Source organism: Kordia sp., assembly GCF_022447245.1.
Classification (GTDB): Bacteria; Bacteroidota; Bacteroidia; order Flavobacteriales; family Flavobacteriaceae; genus Kordia.
On sequence record NZ_JAKVBC010000036.1, the window covers coordinates 25,229 to 46,109 of the forward strand.

Sequence of the window (20,881 nt, forward strand, 5' to 3'; positions counted from 1 at the left end):
TTTAGAAGAATATGAGCGTGTAAGAATCGCTATGAAGTCTCAGTTTTTACTTTTTTTGTGTTTCGAAAAAATAATTCATAGATCAAAAATCCATAAACAACAATGTATTCAAAAGCTACAAAGTATAGGTTTTCAGCATAAGTCTCATTTTGATAAGCAGTATAACTAAAGATGATCATAAACGACCAAATTACAGTAAATCGATACTTTGTGAGCACACTTAAAATAAGTAAAGTTGCCAAGTACCAAGGATGCATGGTAGTAGTCGTAAAAAAGTAAAATGAAAGTCCAAATAATAGCGCTGTCATAGTTTTTTGAAAGTCTTTATTGTTTCTGAAAAGACTGATTCCAGTAACAAAGATGAGCACAATGATTGGCGTGACACGTCCAATTTCCTTGATCAAATTCCAACCAATGGTTTCATAGCCAATCCAGCGGGCGATATAGTAAAAACTTGCATTAAACTCAAAGTTTTGAAACCACAATCCAACAGTTTGTTGATAGTTTTCTATGAACTGCTTCGAGAGAAATGGTAAAAAGAGTATGATAATAGTTGCAATGACAATTCCATAGAAAGCCAAGAGTTTTAGAGCACCTTTCCAAATAATAGGAAATGTCTTTTTGGATACTTCTGAAGCTTTATGCTTGGTGAACCATTGAAACAATAATGGTAGAAATATTAGCGGAATCAATTTTACGGAAACGGACAATGCCAATACAATAGCTGCCCAAATCCAGGAACCTTTGTGTAATAAATATAAACTCCAAACTACGAAGAAAATCATGACACCTTCAAAGTGTAAATTCCCAGTGAGTTCAATAATGATAAATGGATTTAAAACATACCACCAAATATTGTAAACAGACAAATCTAAGCGTTTTAAGAGCTTTTTTCCAAAATATAAAGTTCCAACATCAGCCAGAATAATCAAGATTCGCAAGACAACTACCGACCCTAAAATACTTTTCCCTGCAAACAATCCTGCAATGGCAAAACACAATTGATTTATTGGCGGATAGTTGGTATAATGCGAAGCACTCAAATTACCCATTCCATTAAATAGTTCCTGTGCTTCTGCTATGGGAGCAATTCCAGAAGCCATCAAATCGTTTGGTAAATATAAATACGGATTCCAACCTTCCACCAACATTCTTCCGTCCCAAATAAAGCGGTAAAAATCTTGTGATAAGTTGGGGATACTTCCTAAAAAGACCAATCGGAACACAATGGCAATTCCCGCAAGGAATATAAAATTTGTCTTTTTCAGTTGAATCAATCCGTAAAAACTGGCAAATCCGACTGCGAATAGCGAAATTAAAATAGTGACATCAGTACGTACAAGTGGATATCCAATGTAGTAATATACAAAGGCACTAATAAGCACAAGGACAATAGAGAAGTTCTGATATTTCTCTGCGGAAACGATCACACTTTAGAACGAATCGAATTAAAAAATACAAAGGCAAAACCTAAGAATAACATTAAGTGAAATGGGAACAATCCAAAGTCATTTAATGGATATGCACTGTACATTCCAAATAAGAAATACACCATTAAAATTGCTTCAATAATAGTGTTGGCAGAGATTTTCTTTTTGATGTATTTGTTATTTTTCCACGAATCTTTTAATGTCTTAATGTTGAATTTTGGCGTACGAACAAACTCGCTTCGTTTTCCTAAATGTCCTTCCATTACAGCTACAGAATTGTGAACTGAGAATCCCATCGCAACCGAGAAGAAGGTGAAAAACATCTGAATATACTCGATAAACTTCATAAATCCGCCGCCTTGTACACGTTTAAATGGAAACCAAAAGCAGATAAAAAATATAATCGTACTAATGATAAAAAAGCTAGAAACGGTAAAGTATATTTCTAAATGTCCATAGGTGTTTTTAATGTATAACATCGGAATACTTAAAATTCCAACAATCAATACATTTAAAAACATGGTACTGTTGAGCAAGTGTAAAATTCCGTGAACTTTAGTTTTGAACGATATATTTTTAGAGAGAATAACGCGCTTTACCATTTTGCGGAAATTCTCAGCGCCACCTTTGTTCCAACGAAATTGTTGCGAGCGTGCAGCACTGATTACTACAGGCAATTCGGCAGGCGTTTCTACATCTTCTAAATACTTAAATTTCCAGTTTTTTAACTGTGCACGGTAGCTTAAATCTAAATCTTCCGTAAGTGTATCACCTTCCCAGTTTCCAGCATCAATAATGCAGGTTTTACGCCAAATTCCAGCAGTTCCATTAAAATTGATAAAATGGCCTTTAGAATTTCGTCCAACTTGTTCTAAGGTAAAATGTGCGTCAAGCGCGAATGCTTGTATTTTGGTGAGTAATGAATAATCGCGGTTAATATGTCCCCAACGTGTTTGTACTACACCAATTTTTTCATCTTTAAAGAAAGGAATGGTTTGTTTGAGCCAATCTTTATTCGGAAGGAAATCTGCATCAAAAATTGCAACAAACTCACCTTTGGCATCTACCAAACCTTCTTTTAAAGCACCAGCTTTAAATCCAGTTCTGTCCTCACGGCGAATATGAGAGATATCAATTCCAAGTTTTTGGATTTCCTTAATTTTTTCTGCGGTAGAAACGACAGATTCGTCTGTAGAATCGTCTAATACCTGAATTTCAAGTTTGTCTTTTGGATAATCGATCAACGCAATATTGTCCAATAAACGTTCCATTACATACAATTCATTGTACACTGGAAGTTGAATAGTCACATACGGAACTTCGTCAGGATTATTCAAGTCAAAGCGAGGCGCATTGTCTTCTTTCTTTTTTGATCGTAAATAATTGATCAATAAATTCAACTGTGCCAAGCTATACATTAAAATCAAAATCAAAGCGATACCGTAAATTGCCATGACAAAAAACGATAGTGCTAGTTTGAAAAATTCTGCATCAAATCCCATCTATTTAAAACTATATTTAAAAATCCAACCTAAAATTTTCACGCCCGCAAATATAGTACCTTTTACGGTTCCTGAAACTTTTGAGACACCAATTCTCTTTTTATATTTTACAGGAACTTCTATATACGATAGTTTCTGTTTCAACGCTTTGAGCTGCATTTCCACGGTCCAACCATAGGTTTTATCTTCCATATTCAAATTTAGCAGCTTTTCATACTTAATTGCTCTAAAAGGTCCTAAATCTGTAAATCGTGCTCTAAAAAACAGCTTCATCAAAAAAGTAGCTAACCAATTTCCAAACACTTGTTGAGGTGTCATGGAGCCATCTTCTCGAAGCGATTTTACGCGTGCACCAATCACAAAATCAATGTCTTGCTCTATAATTGGTGCCACAATTTTAGTCAATTCTTCAGGATAATCCGAATAATCACCGTCCAAAAATACAAGAATATTTGGCTTTTCTGCTTGATTTGCAATGTATTCCATACCTTTCAAACACGCATATCCATATCCTTTTCTTGGTTCTTTCAACACAGTTGCACCTGCGGCTTTGGCATTTGCTTCCGTATTATCGGTAGAATTATTACTTACCACAATAACTTCGGTAACGTTCTTGGGGATTTCCTGAATCACATTTGCAATAGAGTCTTCTTCATTATATGCAGGAATAATGACTTTTATGATCATATTTTATTTTTTAGCTACTTGCTTTTGGCTTTTAGCTCTTTGTTTTGTCATTCCTGCGAAGGCAGGAATCTATTATTGTATTTTATTTCAAGGTTGTTTTCGATACAATTTTTCTTTGCTTCATTACAAACAATCACTCGAACTGACGTTTTCTAAAAATTAGTAACGGATAACTAGCAATTAGCAATCAAGCTACTGTAAATCCCAAACACTGTTTTCTTTTTTGAAACTCTTTAAATCGGTCCATTCACCAATTTTTTCTCCATTTTTATACTTTTCAGCACGAATCAATTCTTCATTTTTATAGCGTAGGCAATAACCATTTTTCTGGTTATTCTTCAATTGGCATTTATGATCTATCTTTTCATTTTGATCATAAAACAACCACCATTTTGCTTTTTGCCCTTTTACATAATGTCCTTCGCTTTTCTTTCTACCATTTTCGCGATAAAAGTACCAATATTTTGCGGGTTTCCCATTTTTGAAGCTACCTTCTTTTGCAAGTGTTCCGCTTTCGTAATAGAATTTCCAATATTTTGTTTTTACGCCTTTTTTAGTCCAACCTTCTTCTTTGAGTTGTCCATTATCGTAATAACTTTTTTGATATTCTTTTTGTGCGCTTACGCTAGTCATGGCACAAAAGTATATGATGAAGTGTAGATATTTCATGTTTTTAGTATTGGCGTACAACATATTGTAAGTAGGTTGTTATACTATAGTTGTCTGGATAAAGTATATGAACATACAGTAAATGGTCTTTTTATTGTTCATTTACTGTAAAAACTTCTCTAGCAATTAACAATTACTTATTCTCTTCTAGCATCTCAAATAAATTCACATCGTTTCCTAAGATTACTTCTGGAATTTCGTGACGTGTTGCACCATCGTCTGGACCGTTTTCTAATTTTAAAACTCCTCTTGGGCAAACTGCACTACAAATTCCACAACCTACACATGATGAACGTACAATATTTTGTCCTTTTTGTGCATACGAACGTACGTCAATTCCTTGCTCACAGTATGTTGAACAGTTTCCACAAGAAATACATTGTCCGCCATTGGTTGTAATTCTGAATCGAGATTTGAAACGTTGTACGATTCCCATATACGCAGCTAAAGGACATCCAAAACGACACCAGCTTCTGTTTCCAAGAATTGGATAGAATCCTGTTCCAATAACTCCTGCAAAAATAGATCCGATCAAGAAACCATACCATTCATTAATTTTATATGCATTGATACCTAAGAAAGTGCTGTTACCAATATTTGCAGGATCATTGATGATATTATAGGTATTGTAACCAACCACAACTGTCATAATAATAGCAAATATTAAGGTTGGATAAATAGTCCAACGCTCAATTCTCCAAGCAATTAAACGCTTGTCAGAAAGTTGACGGTATGGATCTCCTAGTGTTTCTGCTAATCCACCACATCCACAGACCCATGAACAATACCAACGTTTTCCATAAAAGTACACTAAGGTTGGCACAATTATAATGGAAAGAATGATTCCCCAGAAGAACATGAATTTTCCTAAATGTCCAGCTGCTAAATAATTTTTTACATTCCAGTCAGTTAGGAAATTGTAATCTAATGGCCAAGCATTTTTTAAATCTACTCCTGGTAAATCAAACAATGGTAAAATCTCAACTAATAAGAAAGCAAAGATAATTTGGAAAAATAATACGCTTGCTGTTCGCACCACTTGATATTGATTGTGACGATATTTTATAAACATGCGAATTCCCATCACAATCATAGATACGCAATACAAAATTCCATATAAGAACCATTGTGAAGCAGAAGCACCTTCAATAAAAAATCCTTTTAGCGGGTCTACAATGTTGGTCCAATTGGCAATAATGTACGGATGAAAATAAAGTAAAACATAAAATGCTACTAAGAATCCGAAGGCTGCGATTCCTACCCAACCACGATTGGTTGCATTGTTTAAGTAAATTCCGTTGTTTTTGATACCAGGAATTGGTTTTAAGAACAATCCAGCAATAATAAACATCAAGGATCCAATGATTCCCAATCCAAAAGTTAAGAACAAGAATAAGACTTTGTTATCTGAAATGATTCCTGTTGCGGCACGTTCTGTAATGTCAAAACGTGAATATTTGTTATCGTACAATAAATAATTTCCAGCTTGACTGCGATTGATTTCATTGATTTTATTCGTCAAATCGTTTTTAAAAGCATCTACCGAATCATAGGTTTTTCCTGGACTGTACATCCAATTTGTTGCGCCATCTAACATCTTTACTTTGGCTTCAGGCAACACACTTTGCAATACTTCTTTTGTATATGCTACTTTTCCACTTTTTGAAGCTGCAACAATAATTTTATCAGTTTCTGAAGTTGAAATTCCTGTTTCTTCAGCAACAGCTTCCGAAACACGTTTGTTATGTTTATGAAACAATCCAACTACATCGTTCATGAATGTAAATTGACTGTTATATGTTTTGTCTAAAACGCCATTTTCTTTGGCGACTGCGGCAAAAGTTTCCGTAACTCTTACGTCTTTTCCACCAAATGATCCTTTAATAGAAGCTTCCGATAGGGTATAGGTTCCCATAAAAACCGTTGCACTAAACACCACTACGGAAGCAATAAATATATAGAGTCCTGCAATTCGAATGAATTTCATAATATTTTTTTTAAAATGTGATGATTAGTAACTGAAAATACGTTTCCAGCTTTTCTTCTTTAATTGAATATTAGTGTTGTTTTCTTGATTGAATTGTGCTACGATAGTTTTTTCGTGTAGCTTGTAGAATTCTGGATCAAAGTTGGCATCGGCTAAGTGTTCTAGTACATATTCTACAGAACGTTTTTCATTTAACCATTTGTCAAAAGCATGGTGACGCATGCGAATTCCAAACGTATTGATTCCTAAGAATTCCTTCGTTTCCTTGTGAAAAGCAACGGTAATGCATATATGTTTATCAGGATGTTTCCAGTGAAAATGTTGTTCGTATGCTGGTCGTCCGCGTTCTCCAAAAACCCAACCATAGGTTTGGTATTCAATGTCTAAAAACTTTGCAGAGTTGAACCAGTGTCCAGGATTATAATCTCTAGGATTTCCACAAATAGTTTGTGCCAGTGTTTCGCCCATCATACGTCCCGTATACCAAACGGCTTCAATTGGTCTGCGGTTTCCAATAGCTTCATGCTGTTCGGCACAATCACCAATAGCGTAAATATCTTTAACGTTGGTTTCTAATCGTCTATTTACCTTAACACCACGACCGAGTTCTATATTGGAATCTTTTAAGAAATCAATATTTGGCGAAACTCCTGCGGTGAGTCCAACAACTGTACATTCAATTTCTTCACCTGTTTCTTTGATGATGATCGATTTTACTTTTCCGTGTTCGTCCGCTTTAATTTCTTGCAAATTTACGCCTAAACGTAAATCGATATGATGTTCTTTGATGTGTTCGTTAATCATGGCAGATTCGCCAGCAGGCAGTACACCATTCCAAAAACTAGTTTCGCGCACTAAAAAGGTTACTGGAATATCGCGACTTTGTAGCATTTCAGCCAATTCAATTCCTATGAGTCCACCACCAACAATAACAGCACGTTTACATACCTTATTATTAGGCGCGTATTTTTCTAAATTTTCTAAATCTTGTTTGTGATACATTCCCATTACACCATCTAAATCTTGTCCTGGCCAACCAAATTTATTCGGTTTTGAACCTGTTGCAATGATGAGTTTGTCATATTTCATGGTTTCTCCACTAGCAAAAACCAATTCTTTAGAAGCGTCTTTTACTTGCTTTACAAACCCTTTTTTAAGTTCGATGCGATTCTTTCTCCAAAACCAATTTTCGTAAGGCTGTGTGTGTTCAATCTTCATGTGTCCCATGTATACATACATTAATGCAGTACGCGAGAAAAAATATTCTGTTTCAGCCGAAATAATGGTAATTCTTTTATCAGAAAGCTTTCTGATATGTCTGGCAGCCGTAACTCCAGAAATTCCATTACCTATGATTACAATATGTTCCATAAAATGTTGCTTGGTTATTAAGTTCCTAATTATGAGTAGGAATTGACTTGTGTTGGGAATTCTGTCGATGTTAAAGTTAAGAACTTAAACAAAGTGAAGAATTTAGAATAATTATAAATTAAAAGTTTTTTGTAAGGATTTTTAAAAAGCAACAACCTGTTTGCTGCTTGAAAATCAATTTGATACGAATTATAAACTTTTTTTAGAAAGTTTGTAAGTTCCTCAGTTTTTTGTGGACTTACCCACCATTACAAATTGAAACGAATATGAATTTTTTATTATTTCCAAATTCATTTAAAAGAGATAATAAAAATATATGTGAGTTACTGAATGTATTCGAATTTTTTGAACACTCATAAATCAAAAAAATTTAAATAGATGAAATTAATATTGAAAAAAATTGCTATGAAATATAAAATCATTACACTAATTGTATTATTTATGAGCTCTTTAAGTTTTGCTCAAAATACAGACGCTTTCTTTACCTCTTCAGATGCATTTTTTAAGGAATATGTAAAAGGTGGACGCGTAAATTATAAAGCGATTAAAAATAATCCTGCGGAGTTGGAAAGAATTTTGGCCTCTACTAATGGTATTACAGTAGATAAAAGTGATGCAAATACCTATCAAGCTTTTTGGGTTAATATCTATAACTTATCTGTTATTAAGGGAATTATTAAAAAATATCCTGTAAAATCTCCACTAGACATCAAAGGTTTCTTCGATAAAACAAAACATGCTGTAGGAGGAAAGAAGATTACACTGAATGATATAGAACACAAATTATTACGTGGGCAATTTAACGATGCACGTTTTCATTTTGTATTGGTGTGCGCAGGTTTAGGATGTCCTCCAATTATTTCAGAAGCATATCTGCCAAGTACATTAGACAAACAATTAGATAGACAAACGCGAATTGCTTTAAATAGTGACAGTTTTATCAAAGTAAATGCTCGTAAAAAACGTGTACAATTATCTGAAATTATGAAGTGGTACAAAGAAGATTTTACTCAAAACGGAAATGAAATCGATTTTATTAATAAGTATAGAGAAGAAAAAATCGCAGAAAAATCTAAAATCAGTTATTATCCATACAATTGGAATTTAAATAAAACGAATTAGTTCTTTCAAACGTCGTTACGAGTAAGTGCTAACGGCGAAGTAATCTGTTACTTAAGAAAATATTTCTATATATTTTTTCAAACTCAGTATAAACAAAAAATAAAACCATAAGCTAAAGGCTGAAAGCAACAATAAAAATTAAAAACTAATTACTATACTAAATCAAATTACAAAATGAACACTAAAAACTTATTCATAACTGCAATTGCCCTACTGTTCGTAAGCTTGTCATTTGCCCAAGATCAAGATCAAGACGATGATACTACGGACAATTTAACAAATATTCAGGAGTTTACACCTTCAAAGTTATTACGTAAAGGACAATGGGATATTAAATTCTTCAATAGTATTTATACACAAACAGAACGTACAGATGCAGGAAGTACGTCAGTAACCATTCCTAGAGAAACATTTTTTACAAATACGACAGAGATTTATACAGGAATTAGCGATAATCGTCGTATCAACATCGGATTTATTTTTCAAGTACGTTCCAATACATTTGGAGGAGCAGGCGCTTTAGATGTTTTTAAATTTAGAGATGATGCAACTTCAAGAAGTGGATTAACAACTATCGCACCTTCTATTCGTGTGCAACCATTTAAGAATATTTCAAACTTCTCATTTACAAGCTCTATTTATTTGCCAGTTTTTAAAGATAAAGCAAACGCACCGTATTTAGATAAGAGAAGTGTATTTTGGGAAACAAAATTCTTCTATGATAAAACGTTCGGACAAGACAAATGGCAGTTATTTACACAAGCTGATTTCGGATTTAACTTTGGAGAAAAATCAGAAGATGCAAATCCAAATGATTCTAACGTAGGAGAGCGTTTTGCAAACAACAGTTTATTCTTGCCATTGGCAGTATTTTTAAGCTATTTCCCATCATCAGCATCAACAATTTATGTAAATACAAAGCAAGCTTTCTTAATTGATTTAGGGAATAACTTCTCTCAAAACTCAACTTCGTTAGGTATTGGGACAAAATATCAATTGACAGAAGTATTAAACATAGAAGCTTCTTTCGATAAGTTTGTACGTGGAAATAATTTCCAAGGATTAGGACAAACTTTTAGCATAGGTTTAAGAGCGCTGTTTTAAGAAAAAAAGTATTTTAGGAGTCTAAAAATTAGTATCTATGAAATTTAGACTCCTTTGTATCTTTTTAGGCTTGTTGCAATTTCCATGTACAAGTCAAACTCAAAAAATGAATGGTGTAAGTTTTGTAGCCGCATCAGAAGCCATTGATCAAACAAATGTTGATCCTGTTATGAAAGTGAATGCAAACTATGCCGCAATCATGCCTTTTGGTTTTATGCGAAAGTTATCTGCTACAGAAGTCATTCACAATACAGACCGACAATGGTTTGGTGAAACTCGAAAAGGAGCCAAGCAATATTCCGAGTTATTACAAAAGAATAAGATCAAAATCATGATCAAACCACAAATTTGGGTTTGGAATGGTGAGTTTACAGGTTTTATTGAAATGGAATCTGAGGAAGATTGGAAAGCATTTGAAAAATCCTATGAAAGTATTATCCTCGAATATGCAGGTTTAGCTCAAGAAATAAAAGCTGATATGTACTGTATAGGAACAGAATTGCACAAGTTTGTTGCTGCACGACCAGCATTCTGGAAAGAACTCATCACGAAAGTGAAAAAAGTATACAAAGGCAAATTGACGTATGCAGAAAACTGGGATTCTTTTCACAAAGTGCCTTTTTGGGAAGGGTTGGATTTTATTGGAATTGATGCTTATTTTCCGTTAAGTGAAGAAAAAATGCCTTCACTAGAAACATTGCAAGCAGGTTGGCAACCACATAAAAAGAAAATTATGGAGTTGTCTAAAAAACTAGATCGGAAAGTAGTTTTTACAGAATATGGCTATCGAAGCATGGATTATACAGGAAAAGAACCCTGGGATTCTAGCAGAAAAGGAAAAGTACTGAATTTAAAAGCACAAGAAATCGCATTGCAAGCTTTGTTCAATGAATTTTGGAAAGAAGAATGGTTTGCAGGCGGATTTATCTGGAAATGGTTTCACAACTACGAACGATCTGGTGGATTGGAAAATCACCAATTCACACCACAAAACAAACCCGCAGAAAAAGTTTTGCGAGAAAATTATAAAGTACACGGATGAACCGATTCAAAACAATCATATATCTTACATTAGTTCTTACCATAATATCGTGTCAGTCAGACGATGATAATTTAGATTCAGTCAATGTTATAAATACAGTAAAACTATCAGATATGATTGTCAATCGTACTGTAGAAACTGGCGCTGTAATAGCTTGTGCAGCTAGTGATGCAACAAATGCTGATGTAGTACATGCGTTTTATTACTTAGAAGAAGGCGCTACGAATGTTCGATTTTTTGAAACAAATACAACTGATATCGATAAAGATGATTATTCAAGTTACCGAGAACTAGCCATTACTTCGCAGCCACTTTTTGATGGATACATTTATAAGTTTACCAGACCTTTTGCACATGAACAATGGATTATTATTGCATTTGAGTTGGATGGAGAAATAAAACTCTCAAATCCCATCCGAACTAAAAATGTAACGAAACCAACGGTTTGGGGAAATAAGTTAATGATCAATCAGCAAACGTCTAACATGCCAGTATTTTCATGGGAACACAATGCTAATGGTGACAATGCTATTTATTTTCAAGTAGTGTCAACTACCGATAATGGTTTGCTTTCTGGAACCTACACTTATGAAAATCAATTTCAATACTACGATACATCAAATGTGGTTTTAAATATTACTGAAGAAAATCCACTTGAATTAACTATTGATAATTCGTATAAATTTACCTTAATGGACGTTAGCGAAGATAATTGGGTAAATGCCGTCATTCAAAGTATCTTTATGGTTGAATAGCTATGAAAAAAAATATCCTCCTTCTTACGTTTCTTTTGATTGCATTTTATGGAATCGCACAAGAAAAGATTGTCTATGATGTAAAATTTCAGGGACATAAAAAAAACAAAGTTGGTTTTTTAAGAAACTACGTCAGTGTTCGAAATGGCGATAAGCTCGATTCATTAAAATTGGACCAAGATGTTATTTTATTAAAACGCTTGGCTGGTATTACGCATGCGTATTATCAAGTGTTTTATTCGCATGACAATTTATACAACATCTATTTTAATATAGAAGAAAACTTCACGCTGATTCCAAATGCGAATCTTTGGACGACAACCAATGAGCAAATTGCCTATAAAATTGGTTTGTACGACTATAATTTTTTAGGGAGAAATATCGCTTTTGGTGGATTTTACCAAAACAACGGATTTGACTCTTACGGAATCAATTTGCGAGCGCCAAACCTCTTTACGCGGAATTTTGGAGTTGCCATCAATCATCAAAATTGGACAAGTCAAGAACCATTATACTTTGACGATGGCTCGGCTAACTACAAATACAGTAACACGTCTTTTGAGGTATTAGCACTGTATCAAATTAACTTTAAACATCGATTGCAGTTCGGAATCAATGTGTTCAAAGAAGAATATGATTATATTAATGGAATTACTTCAGATGCTATTCCGCAAAACTTATCCTTAGACAAACAAATGCTAAAATTTGTTTATGAATATGATGGTTTAAACTATTATTACCAATATGTGGAAGGATACAAAAACACCTTGTATTTGCAATATGTAACTACCGAAAATAACTTTCAAGATAACTTTTTAATTGGTTGGAGTGACTTTTTATATTTTGAAAGAGTTGGCGAAAAAGGAAACTGGGCAAATCGTTTCCGCTTTGGTGTTGCCTCTAATAATGCAAGTCCGTTTGCACCATTTTCTGTTGATAACAATTTAAATATTCGTGGTGTTGGAAACATTATTGATCGCGGAACAGCAAGTTTGGTATTAAACTCAGAATATCGTTATACACTTTACGAAAAAGATTGGTTTATTTTACAAGGAAATGGATTCATTGATACGGGAACTTGGCGAAATCCAGGCGGAAGTTTTAGCGATTTTATAAACAGTGAAAACTTCAGAATATATCCTGGAGTCGGATTGCGTTTTATTCACAAACGAATCTTTAATGCTATTTTTCGAATCGATTACGGATACGGAGTTACCAAAAATTCAAGTAGCGGAATCGTTTTTGGAATAGGACAGTACTTTTAATTCTCAGGTATCTCAATGAGTATAGTCGAGATGAAAGAGCAATTTCATCAAAAGAGAAAAAAGGAATCTCTTTTGAGAACGAAACGAATTACAATTCCAATTTTTCAATCAAATTTAAAAAACCATTCCAAGCACAACTTTCATCAATTACTTTAAGAGTTTCATGTGTGGTAGTATTTGTAATAAGATATTGATCAACTATACTACAATTACTGCTATGTTTTTTACGTAATTCTTTCTCAAAACGTTGTATTAGTTTGAATTTATCCAGTGTGATTATTGACGTCTTTTTATTATATATTACTTCATAATCCTTAATTAATTTTGTAATTGACAATTCATAAGTGTGCCCATCAAAGCAACTGCGTCTACTGAGATCGATTCGAACAGTTTCTCCAACCATCATCTGATCTACAAACAGAACATTTTGAGCACTTTTTTCTGACAGAGTAATTATCAAGTTATTTTCCTTCGGATTACAATTCACAAAAAATATACAAGTTAAAAATATACTAAACCTCATCCCAATTTCCTTAAATTTGTTATTAATCAATACTATTGAATTCTATGAAAACTCTCTTTCCCTTCTGTACTATATTATTACTTTGTTTTACGAGTTGTCAGACCTCAAATTCGAAAGCTACACTAAACAAATCAAGCGAACCAAGCGAAATAAAATTCCACAAATCTCACTTACCACAACGTCAAAATACACCTTTTAGTGCTGCAGTAGAAACAGAAAACCTACTCTTTCTATCTGGTCAAATTGGAAAAGATCATACCCAAGGAATTTTAGTGTCAGGTGGAATTAAAGCAGAAGCAAAACAAGCTATTGAAAATATAAAAGCAGTATTAGCGCAACACAATTCTTCCTTGGATCGTGTGGTAAAATGCACCGTAATTTTATCGGATATCAACGATTTCAAAGACTTCAATAGTGTATATGTGCAATATTTTCCTAACAAACCTGCACGCACAACCTTTGCTGCTGGCGGATTGGCTATTGGTGCAAAAATTGAAATAGATGTCATAGCAGCCAAATAGAATACTAAAATTCTAACGCTTCTTTGTAATTCTAAATTGATACTGTGTTGAGAATTTTGAAACCCATAGTTTTTTGTGCTTACTTCTATTCCAAAATTATCATACAATTCCATATCATACTGCGTACTTGCGCACGGACTATATTTTGAAATAGAATCTCTTAAGCGTTTTCCTCTTTCTATTTTTTCTTTAATGGGAAAAGAAAATTCAGGAGTTTCGTTTGAACGCGGTAGCAGAATCACATAGTGCCAAGTACGATCTCTAAATTTTTGATACAAAGCATTATTAATTTGATGAACAAAACCAGTTCCTCTAGGAGTATGCGGATCAACACTAGCATGATATCCTTATTCGTCTACAATTTGTTCAAAAGTTTGTAGCATATTGTTAGTAGCTTGTAGAGTTTATTGAAATAAAACGTCTAGCGGATCATCATTTATTTGAACAAAAAGAGGAGTAGCAAATAATATAAAATTGAGGGAGAGTAGAAATCTTTTCATAAAGAAATAATGCCAGGATTTTTACAATAAGAACAGAGAAAAAAGATATTACCCTACCAAACAGAAAAGATTACTGTAAGTGAGGATAACTTTAAATGAGTGTTTTTTAATTTTAAATATTTGTAAAACAATTGGTTGGAAATAATTTTTCACTTTTTTTGTAACATATTTTCAAAGTCGATACTTACGGAGCAAATAAATATTAATACAATAAAAGATCTATTCAGCTGAAAAAATATCTTTTGTGATAAAAAACAACATCATGCAACAACTCATTATACTTATTTGCTTTATTGTAAGCAGCTTTGTCGCAAATGCGCAAAATACAAAACTTGAAAATTCCGTATTGTGGAAAATAGAACACAAAGACTTACAGAAACCTTCTTATCTTCTGGGAACGGTTCACATTTTATGCAAAGACGATTTTACAATTCCTGAAAAAGTAACGAAAGCATTCAATGAAACAGAGCGTTTGGTTTTGGAAGTAGACATGTCTGACACAAAAGCCTTGATGGCAGCGCAACAAAAAATGATGTCCGGTGGAAAACTAACAGAAGAATTATCAAAAGAACAGCAAACATATTTAGATAATTTACTAAAAAAAGAACTGAACATGTCATTAAAAATGATAAATAGCTATACTTTGATGACTGTATATACTTTGCTGATTCAACAAAGCTATGATTGTCCGCTTAAGAAAATGTATGAAGTAGAATTGACGAGTTTGGCAAAAGCACAAAACAAAAAAGTAGCTGGATTAGAAACGTTAGATGGTCAATTAGATTTTTTTGATAAAGCTTATCCAAAAGACTTTTTATGGCAGCAAATAGAGTTATTTGATGCCTATAAAACAGAAATGGAAGAAATGGTGACGTCTTATAAAAAAGAGGAAATACAAAAATTGTATGATGGTATGAATGATGAACGTTTTTTTAATGAAAACGCGGCTTATTGGATGTTGACAGTGCGCAATACAAATTGGTCGAAAATCATGCCTGAAATGATGAAAAAAAAGTCCAACTTATTTGCCGTAGGTGCCGCGCATTTAGCTGGGAAAAATGGCGTTATTGAATTATTACGTAAACAAGGATATACTGTTACGCCTGTATTTTAAAGAGCGATTTAGTGGAACTCACAGAACAAGAATTTCTTAGCAAAATTACCGTACACAAAGGTATTATACACAAGGTTTCTCGGATCTATTTTGAAGATCCGAGTGATCGCGAAGACTTGGTACAGGAAATTATTCTACAACTTTGGAAATCTTTAAAATCATTCAATGGAAAAAGTCAATTTTCAAGCTGGATGTATCGCGTTGCTTTAAATACAGCAATTGTATTTTTTAAGAAAGAAAAACGCAAGTCAGACAATTACCAAATGCCAGAACATGTACAATTAGCTCATGAGGAATATTCAGATGAAAAAGAGCAGCAATTGGCTGTTTTTTACAAAGCTGTTCAACAATTAAACAAAATTGAAAAAGCCTTGATCTTTCAGTTTATTGAAGGGTTTTCGGGAGAAGAAATTGCGAAAAACTTAGGAATGTCGCCAGGAAATGTCCGCGTTAAACTGAATAGGACGAAGAAAAAATTACAAGAAATTATAAAAACACAGAATCATGGATTTTGATAAAATAAAAGAACTCATGGACAATGAAAATCAAGATGATTTACAGTTGCCAATAAGTTTAGAAAATCTTAAAGAAAGTAATATGCCAATTGCCAAGATTCGCAAAACGATGAAAGGAGAAATTGCCATACAATTAGTAGCTATTGTAATCTTTTTTACCTATCCATTTTTAATAGAAATGTACGAATTGCCACGTGCTGTGTATTTAATATTTATGTTCATTACCAGTTTAATGACCTTAGGTTATTTGGCAAAAATGATCTGGTTTTTACGTAGAACTTCCAATGTAAAGCAACAAACCAAAGAAACCATTTTAAACTTTATTCACGATATAAAACTTACGATGGAAGTCTATAAAACAGGAATTATTGCTGGTTCATTATTATTACCCGTTTCAGTAGCTGCTATTTTCATGGGAGCCGTAAAATTTGGACCAGATCGTTTTACAGAATGGTTTTTACTGCAAATGCCCACAAGTATCTTCTCTCTTGTACTTTTAGGATATTTAATTTCGTGTGTGCTTATTTACTATATTACTGTTATTTGGGCAGATAAATTGTATGGCGTGCATGTTCGGAAATTGGAAGAGATTTTGGCTCAGATGGAGGAATAGATTTTTAGAAATGTTTCGCCTTATAATTATTACGTTTCATAGACATAACCATGAAATTTATTCAAATGTTAAATGGATTTTCAATGAATCTGAAAACCCAAAGAGTTGATAAAAAACTTCGTGATGAAAAGAATCTTAATAATCAAATCTTTTATAGTCCAATAATGACTTAGGTAGTATTTTGGTTGATTCTATTTTTTATGGCAATTCTTCTAGTATTTATTTTAAGGAAGCTAATTTGGAATAGCTTAGGGAATAATTTATTCATTATTCTGCGAGTTTATTTTGGGATCGAATATCTAATTGCTGGTAAGTTAAACAATAGTTCTGTTCTTAATGAAGAGAATTTAATCATCGTAAATCCAAACTTTCCTTGGAATAGAGTTCAATATTTTAAATTGACTGACATTTTAAAATAGAAATTAACGAAAATTCACAATTCTTTTTTGTTATACTGTTCGGAATAGTAAAACAAAATCACAAAAAATTTCTTTTAAAAAAAGGAGAATTTCGATTTTATTGTATGGGACTTAATGTCGATTGTTTCGATGAAAACTGAACAGAAAGACATTAGATGATTTTAAACCTGAACTAGAAAAAAGGAAGTAAAAATTGAATGGCTATTGGATTAAATAAAACGTTTTACTTCAATACATATGTGATCATAGCGCCTGAGAGATCAATTGAAAGATTATTGTATTCAAGTAAGTTGTAATGCTTGCAAAAGGAAAAGTTAGTTCGCAATACTCAGAAAAAATCAAAGACAAAGTAACATTTTCCATTGCTGCAACACATATATATATATAGCATTGGTAGGAAACTAATGATAGAACTCAATAATTGAATTAAACATGATAAAATCAAAGGTTAAAATAGGGAATGTTGCAACTCTCTTTTTAGGCGGGATTGTAATGATTGTTCTTGCATCATACTTAATAAAAACAGCATTTAATTCAGAATATCCTCAAATTATAGGATTAATATTGGGTGGACTAATTGGATTAGTAGGAATTGTTTCGTGTTCGTCATTATTTTTTTTGAATTCATTTGCTATTGATAAAGAGAAATTTATTGTAAAAACATTATTTGGAAATACTAAAAAGGTTATATATCTATCTGAAATAGTAAGCTATACAGAAATTGAAAAAGAAAACAAGAAAGGAAAATGGAAAGACTTGACAATTTATACTAAAACTAACAAGATCAAATTATCTTCTTTTATGGTTTTAAACTACATGGAATTTAGGAAAATATTAATTAAAGGGAAAAAACAGGACTTGGAAATTGAGAAATTTTGGAGTACTAGAGTAAAAAGAAGGTTAGGAATCGGAATTGTAATTTTTGGATTTGTATTTCTTATGGGCACTTTTAAAGTATATCTTGATAGAAATACCGAAATAGATACTAAACAGATAAAAACAATTAGTAGTCAACTTGCTGAGGAATTGAAAATCGAAAGGACAGGCGGGATTCATAGTGTTTCAAGAGTTATTAAGATAAAGCTTTTAGACTATAGAGATTATACATTTAATTTAGGTGGAAATAGTTTTATAGCAACAGAAACTAATAGGTTATTGAATGCAGTAAAAATAGGTGATACAATAGAACTTGATATAAAACTTGAAGCTTTTGAGAAAAAGATTTCTAAAACAAAGGACTTATCCTTTTTTGACAAAACAGTTGGCTATCATTATATTTCGATATATGGTATAAGAAAAGGGAACTCTGAGTATTTAAAATTATCAGATTATAATTTACAGCATAAAAAAAATGCTACTTCAATTGGATTTTGGACACTTGTTTTAGTTGCATTTGGAGTACTGATTCATGGTGTATATATGTTGATTGTAAATAAAAAGTCTACCATCTAGAGGCAAAACGATCTAAAAGTAACATTGCAGTCTACGCTAGAATATTGCTTCTATTGTATCTTTTGTCGTAGTATCGTAATCGGTTCTGGAGCCTTTGCTCTAGACTGATTTGTGGTTTTAAGCCTTCCTTTCACTATTGATATTTTGAATATGTAAGGTATGATTGATTTTTAAAAAATCTAAGAGTGAAAAAAGATTCAATACAAAGTAAGTCTAACTATCTAACAAGCAACATACTTCTTATAATACGCATACAATTCTTCAGGAGAAGCACCTTTTGATTTTTTAATATGAATTACGGCAAAATGATATTGTAATTTCCAAGTGCCTTGTTCACGGTATTTTCTGGCGGAAGTCACGACACTTTTTGGAATCACAGTGAATTCATTTTCTTCATACAAACGGTGAATAAATTCGCAATCTTCGTAAATAGGATAGTTTTCATTATAACCATCAAGCTCATGAAACAAGGATTTCATCACAAATAAAGATTGATCGCCACCGCGACACCAATTGACATTGAAACGTGTGAAAAACTGAGATACAATTAGTACAGGATGCAAATAATCAAACTTCATACGAAAACAACCCGCTTGATGCCCTGCGTTTATTTTTTGTAAAATGAATTCATCAAAATGTTTTGGAGGAAAGGTGTCTGCATGCAAGAAATATAAAATAGCTCCTGTCGCTTTTTGAGCTCCAAAATTCATCTGTTTGGCACGTCCTTTTTCAGAAGAAAATAATTGAATTTCCACTGTTGACCGAGTGTTTTCAAATAAGGAATCTATACATCTTTTTTGAGAAAAGTTTTGTTGATTGTAAAATTTAGCAATAAAATCAGTCACAATTTCAACGGTTTTGTCAGAACTTCCTCCATCAATTAATAAAATTTCATGCTGTGAATATTTCACACGTGCCAACAAAGTTTCAAGCAGTTTTACAATTGTTTCTGCTTCGTTAAATATTGGTATGATGATAGAAATTTTATTCATTCAAATCCCAGTTGTAGTCCTTGTATTTCTTTTTGGCTTTTATGTTGATTTTTACATTACTGTATCTATTTAAAAAGTCAATCAATGAACCGTTTTGTTTGAAATCTTTGGCAAACCATTTGAAAATCTTTGAAATTTCTAGTTGATTTTCTGTAATGGTATTTTGTTTTGTGTCAGCTAAAAATAGTTTGGTAACTTGTGTTAATTGTTGTTCTAGTTTCTCTGAAACGAAAGCTTCATTCAATAATGGAGGGCAAGAAAAGGAAGCACAATTAATTGCAAAATGAATTCTTGGTTCGTTCATTTTACGCAGAATTTTATGTTCTATTTCGTCTAAATTGTACCATTTATCGCCCAATTTCCATAAACGCTGATTCCAAGGTTTTTTGATGTCTTTGATACTTTTTAAGGGATAATTTCTCAAAATTAAATCTACCGTAAGTGCATTATATGCATTGATCCAATAGGCGAGTTTTTCTTCTTTTGACCAAGTATCAGTCGGCATGTTTTCTCCTAACGAATTGATATACTTTTGTAATTCAGTACGATTTGCTTTAAAACCTTTATAGTTGACAACGCCATCTTTTGTGACATGTTTTTTTAGTAAATCATTGAAGATTTGATGATTAAAAACAACATTCTTTTCAGGAGTTAAAATTTTAACATCAGCTGCCATTTGCCCATTGTTAAACCTTATAGAGTCTGTAGATGTTGTAAACTTAGCGTTATTTATAAAGAGAACTGAATCAACTATTTTTTTGCTTTCAATTCGATTTGTAGCATAATTGTACCTAAATTTTTCATCAAAATTATTATGAGAAGTGATTTTTAGTGAGAATTTTTTATTATCAATTTTTGGCAAACTACCATTTTCAATCAATTGATTTACTTTTTGTTGAACGATAGTTATGGCTTCTTCTTTGGAAATACCTGGATTGAAAAGTACTATCGTTTTTGAATAATCTTCTTCAGATGTAGCAGTAATTTCATCCAAATATTCAAGTGTTTTTAGAGTGTTTTCAATCGGAACCGTAATTTTTTCTTCTACTTCTAAGGGCGCATATCCAACGCAAAAAATATTGATATATACTTCTGTACTTTCTGTATGCGTAGCTGTTTTAGTCGTGTTTAAAGCATCACCTTCCGCAATTTTGTCATGTTGTGCATTTACAGAATCTACAGTGGATTCATGTAACTCAGGTGTCATTTCTTTGGTAGAATTTTCAACTGTTTTTTGCTGTATACCACAAGAAGTGATCAAATAAAATGTACACAAAATCAAGAAAAGATATTTCATG

General features: G+C 32.7%; 19 protein-coding genes. 10 read left to right on the forward strand and 9 right to left on the reverse strand.

Going from position 1 to position 20,881, the window contains the following annotated elements:
• Positions 1-29: 29 nt before the first annotated feature.
• From MK119_RS19740 to MK119_RS19765, 6 genes are all read right to left on the reverse strand, one after another.
• Positions 30-1,430 carry a glycosyltransferase 87 family protein gene (locus tag MK119_RS19740; RefSeq protein ID WP_290682581.1) on the reverse strand — a complete coding sequence of 467 codons (1,401 nt, stop codon included), beginning with the start codon at positions 1,428-1,430 and terminating at the stop codon, positions 30-32.
• The gene (locus MK119_RS19745) at positions 1,427-2,932 is read right to left on the reverse strand and encodes a cellulose synthase family protein (RefSeq protein ID WP_290682583.1); all 1,506 of its coding nucleotides are present in this window, start codon (positions 2,930-2,932) and stop codon (positions 1,427-1,429) included. The genes MK119_RS19740 and MK119_RS19745 overlap by 4 nt, the downstream gene beginning before the upstream one ends.
• A complete protein-coding gene (locus tag MK119_RS19750) occupies positions 2,933-3,619 on the reverse strand; it encodes a glycosyltransferase family 2 protein (protein WP_290682585.1) in 687 nt (228 codons plus the stop codon).
• 192 nt (positions 3,620-3,811) lie between these two features.
• Complete coding sequence (locus MK119_RS19755; protein ID WP_290682586.1) at positions 3,812-4,288, reverse strand: hypothetical protein; 477 nt, start codon at positions 4,286-4,288, stop codon at positions 3,812-3,814.
• A 133-nt stretch (positions 4,289-4,421) separates the two neighbouring features.
• Positions 4,422-6,275, reverse strand: a complete 1,854-nt coding sequence (locus MK119_RS19760) for a 4Fe-4S dicluster domain-containing protein (RefSeq protein WP_290682588.1) — start codon at positions 6,273-6,275, stop codon at positions 4,422-4,424.
• 24 nt (positions 6,276-6,299) lie between these two features.
• The gene (locus tag MK119_RS19765) at positions 6,300-7,646 is read right to left on the reverse strand and encodes an FAD/NAD(P)-binding oxidoreductase (protein ID WP_290682590.1); all 1,347 of its coding nucleotides are present in this window, start codon (positions 7,644-7,646) and stop codon (positions 6,300-6,302) included.
• A 378-nt stretch (positions 7,647-8,024) separates the two neighbouring features.
• On the opposite strand from MK119_RS19765, the gene MK119_RS19770 reads away from it, so the two are divergent.
• The 5 genes from MK119_RS19770 (at position 8,025) to MK119_RS19790 (ending at position 12,934) form a co-directional block, all read left to right on the forward strand.
• The gene (locus MK119_RS19770; RefSeq protein WP_290682592.1) at positions 8,025-8,768 is read left to right on the forward strand and encodes a DUF547 domain-containing protein; all 744 of its coding nucleotides are present in this window, start codon (positions 8,025-8,027) and stop codon (positions 8,766-8,768) included.
• Between the two features lie 174 nt (positions 8,769-8,942).
• Positions 8,943-9,872 (forward strand): hypothetical protein, encoded by a 930-nt coding sequence (locus MK119_RS19775; RefSeq protein WP_290682594.1) that lies wholly within the window; start codon positions 8,943-8,945, stop codon positions 9,870-9,872.
• A gap of 37 nt (positions 9,873-9,909) precedes the next feature.
• Positions 9,910-10,914, forward strand: coding sequence for a glycoside hydrolase (locus tag MK119_RS19780; RefSeq protein ID WP_290682596.1), 1,005 nt, complete (start codon positions 9,910-9,912; stop codon positions 10,912-10,914).
• On the forward strand, positions 10,911-11,669 hold the full coding sequence (locus tag MK119_RS19785) for a hypothetical protein (RefSeq protein ID WP_290682598.1): 759 nt from the start codon (positions 10,911-10,913) through the stop codon (positions 11,667-11,669). Before MK119_RS19780 ends, MK119_RS19785 begins: the two co-directional genes overlap by 4 nt.
• A 2-nt stretch (positions 11,670-11,671) precedes the next feature.
• Positions 11,672-12,934: an outer membrane protein assembly factor gene (locus MK119_RS19790; protein ID WP_290682600.1), complete on the forward strand. Its 1,263-nt coding sequence runs from the start codon at positions 11,672-11,674 to the stop codon at positions 12,932-12,934.
• 88 nt (positions 12,935-13,022) lie between these two features.
• Here MK119_RS19790 and MK119_RS19795 read toward each other — a convergent pair whose 3' ends face one another.
• Positions 13,023-13,394 (reverse strand): hypothetical protein, encoded by a 372-nt coding sequence (locus tag MK119_RS19795; protein WP_290682602.1) that lies wholly within the window; start codon positions 13,392-13,394, stop codon positions 13,023-13,025.
• Positions 13,395-13,501: 107 nt separating this feature from the next.
• Here MK119_RS19795 and MK119_RS19800 point away from each other — a divergent pair, with 107 nt between their 5' ends.
• The 5 genes from MK119_RS19800 to MK119_RS19820 all read left to right on the forward strand — a co-directional run bounded on the left by MK119_RS19800 (position 13,502) and on the right by MK119_RS19820 (position 18,591).
• Positions 13,502-13,978: a RidA family protein gene (locus tag MK119_RS19800; protein ID WP_290682604.1), complete on the forward strand. Its 477-nt coding sequence runs from the start codon at positions 13,502-13,504 to the stop codon at positions 13,976-13,978.
• 762 nt (positions 13,979-14,740) lie between these two features.
• Positions 14,741-15,592, forward strand: a complete 852-nt coding sequence (locus MK119_RS19805; RefSeq protein ID WP_290682606.1) for a TraB/GumN family protein — start codon at positions 14,741-14,743, stop codon at positions 15,590-15,592.
• An 11-nt stretch (positions 15,593-15,603) separates the two neighbouring features.
• Positions 15,604-16,107 (forward strand): RNA polymerase sigma factor, encoded by a 504-nt coding sequence (locus tag MK119_RS19810; RefSeq protein ID WP_290682608.1) that lies wholly within the window; start codon positions 15,604-15,606, stop codon positions 16,105-16,107.
• Positions 16,097-16,720, forward strand: coding sequence for a hypothetical protein (locus MK119_RS19815; RefSeq protein WP_290682610.1), 624 nt, complete (start codon positions 16,097-16,099; stop codon positions 16,718-16,720). The genes MK119_RS19810 and MK119_RS19815 overlap by 11 nt, the downstream gene beginning before the upstream one ends.
• Before the next feature lie 851 nt (positions 16,721-17,571).
• Positions 17,572-18,591, forward strand: a complete 1,020-nt coding sequence (locus MK119_RS19820; protein WP_290682612.1) for a hypothetical protein — start codon at positions 17,572-17,574, stop codon at positions 18,589-18,591.
• A gap of 221 nt (positions 18,592-18,812) precedes the next feature.
• Here MK119_RS19820 and MK119_RS19825 read toward each other — a convergent pair whose 3' ends face one another.
• Together MK119_RS19825 and MK119_RS19830 are read right to left on the reverse strand one after the other, a co-directional pair.
• Positions 18,813-19,583, reverse strand: a complete 771-nt coding sequence (locus MK119_RS19825; protein ID WP_290682614.1) for a TIGR04283 family arsenosugar biosynthesis glycosyltransferase — start codon at positions 19,581-19,583, stop codon at positions 18,813-18,815.
• A complete protein-coding gene (locus MK119_RS19830) occupies positions 19,576-20,880 on the reverse strand; it encodes an efflux RND transporter permease subunit (RefSeq protein ID WP_290682616.1) in 1,305 nt (434 codons plus the stop codon). Before MK119_RS19830 ends, MK119_RS19825 begins: the two co-directional genes overlap by 8 nt.
• Between the last annotated feature and the right edge of the window lies 1 nt (position 20,881).

Bases quoted from the DNA above. Each gene is read 5' to 3' on its own strand.
- MK119_RS19805 (WP_290682606.1), top strand. From the start codon at position 14,741: ATGCAACAACTCATTATACTTATTTGCTTTATTGTAAGCAGCTTTGTC.
- MK119_RS19820 (WP_290682612.1), top strand. From the start codon at position 17,572: ATGATAAAATCAAAGGTTAAAATAGGGAATGTTGCAACTCTCTTTTTA.
- MK119_RS19780 (WP_290682596.1), top strand. From the start codon at position 9,910: ATGAAATTTAGACTCCTTTGTATCTTTTTAGGCTTGTTGCAATTTCCA.
- MK119_RS19760 (WP_290682588.1), bottom strand. From the start codon at position 6,275: ATGAAATTCATTCGAATTGCAGGACTCTATATATTTATTGCTTCCGTA.
- MK119_RS19790 (WP_290682600.1), top strand. From the start codon at position 11,672: ATGAAAAAAAATATCCTCCTTCTTACGTTTCTTTTGATTGCATTTTAT.
- MK119_RS19825 (WP_290682614.1), bottom strand. From the start codon at position 19,583: ATGAATAAAATTTCTATCATCATACCAATATTTAACGAAGCAGAAACA.
- MK119_RS19775 (WP_290682594.1), top strand. From the start codon at position 8,943: ATGAACACTAAAAACTTATTCATAACTGCAATTGCCCTACTGTTCGTA.
- MK119_RS19800 (WP_290682604.1), top strand. From the start codon at position 13,502: ATGAAAACTCTCTTTCCCTTCTGTACTATATTATTACTTTGTTTTACG.
- MK119_RS19750 (WP_290682585.1), bottom strand. From the start codon at position 3,619: ATGATCATAAAAGTCATTATTCCTGCATATAATGAAGAAGACTCTATT.
- MK119_RS19770 (WP_290682592.1), top strand. From the start codon at position 8,025: ATGAAATTAATATTGAAAAAAATTGCTATGAAATATAAAATCATTACA.
- MK119_RS19755 (WP_290682586.1), bottom strand. From the start codon at position 4,288: ATGAAATATCTACACTTCATCATATACTTTTGTGCCATGACTAGCGTA.
- MK119_RS19745 (WP_290682583.1), bottom strand. From the start codon at position 2,932: ATGGGATTTGATGCAGAATTTTTCAAACTAGCACTATCGTTTTTTGTC.
- MK119_RS19830 (WP_290682616.1), bottom strand. From the start codon at position 20,880: ATGAAATATCTTTTCTTGATTTTGTGTACATTTTATTTGATCACTTCT.
- MK119_RS19765 (WP_290682590.1), bottom strand. From the start codon at position 7,646: ATGGAACATATTGTAATCATAGGTAATGGAATTTCTGGAGTTACGGCT.
- MK119_RS19785 (WP_290682598.1), top strand. From the start codon at position 10,911: ATGAACCGATTCAAAACAATCATATATCTTACATTAGTTCTTACCATA.
- MK119_RS19815 (WP_290682610.1), top strand. From the start codon at position 16,097: ATGGATTTTGATAAAATAAAAGAACTCATGGACAATGAAAATCAAGAT.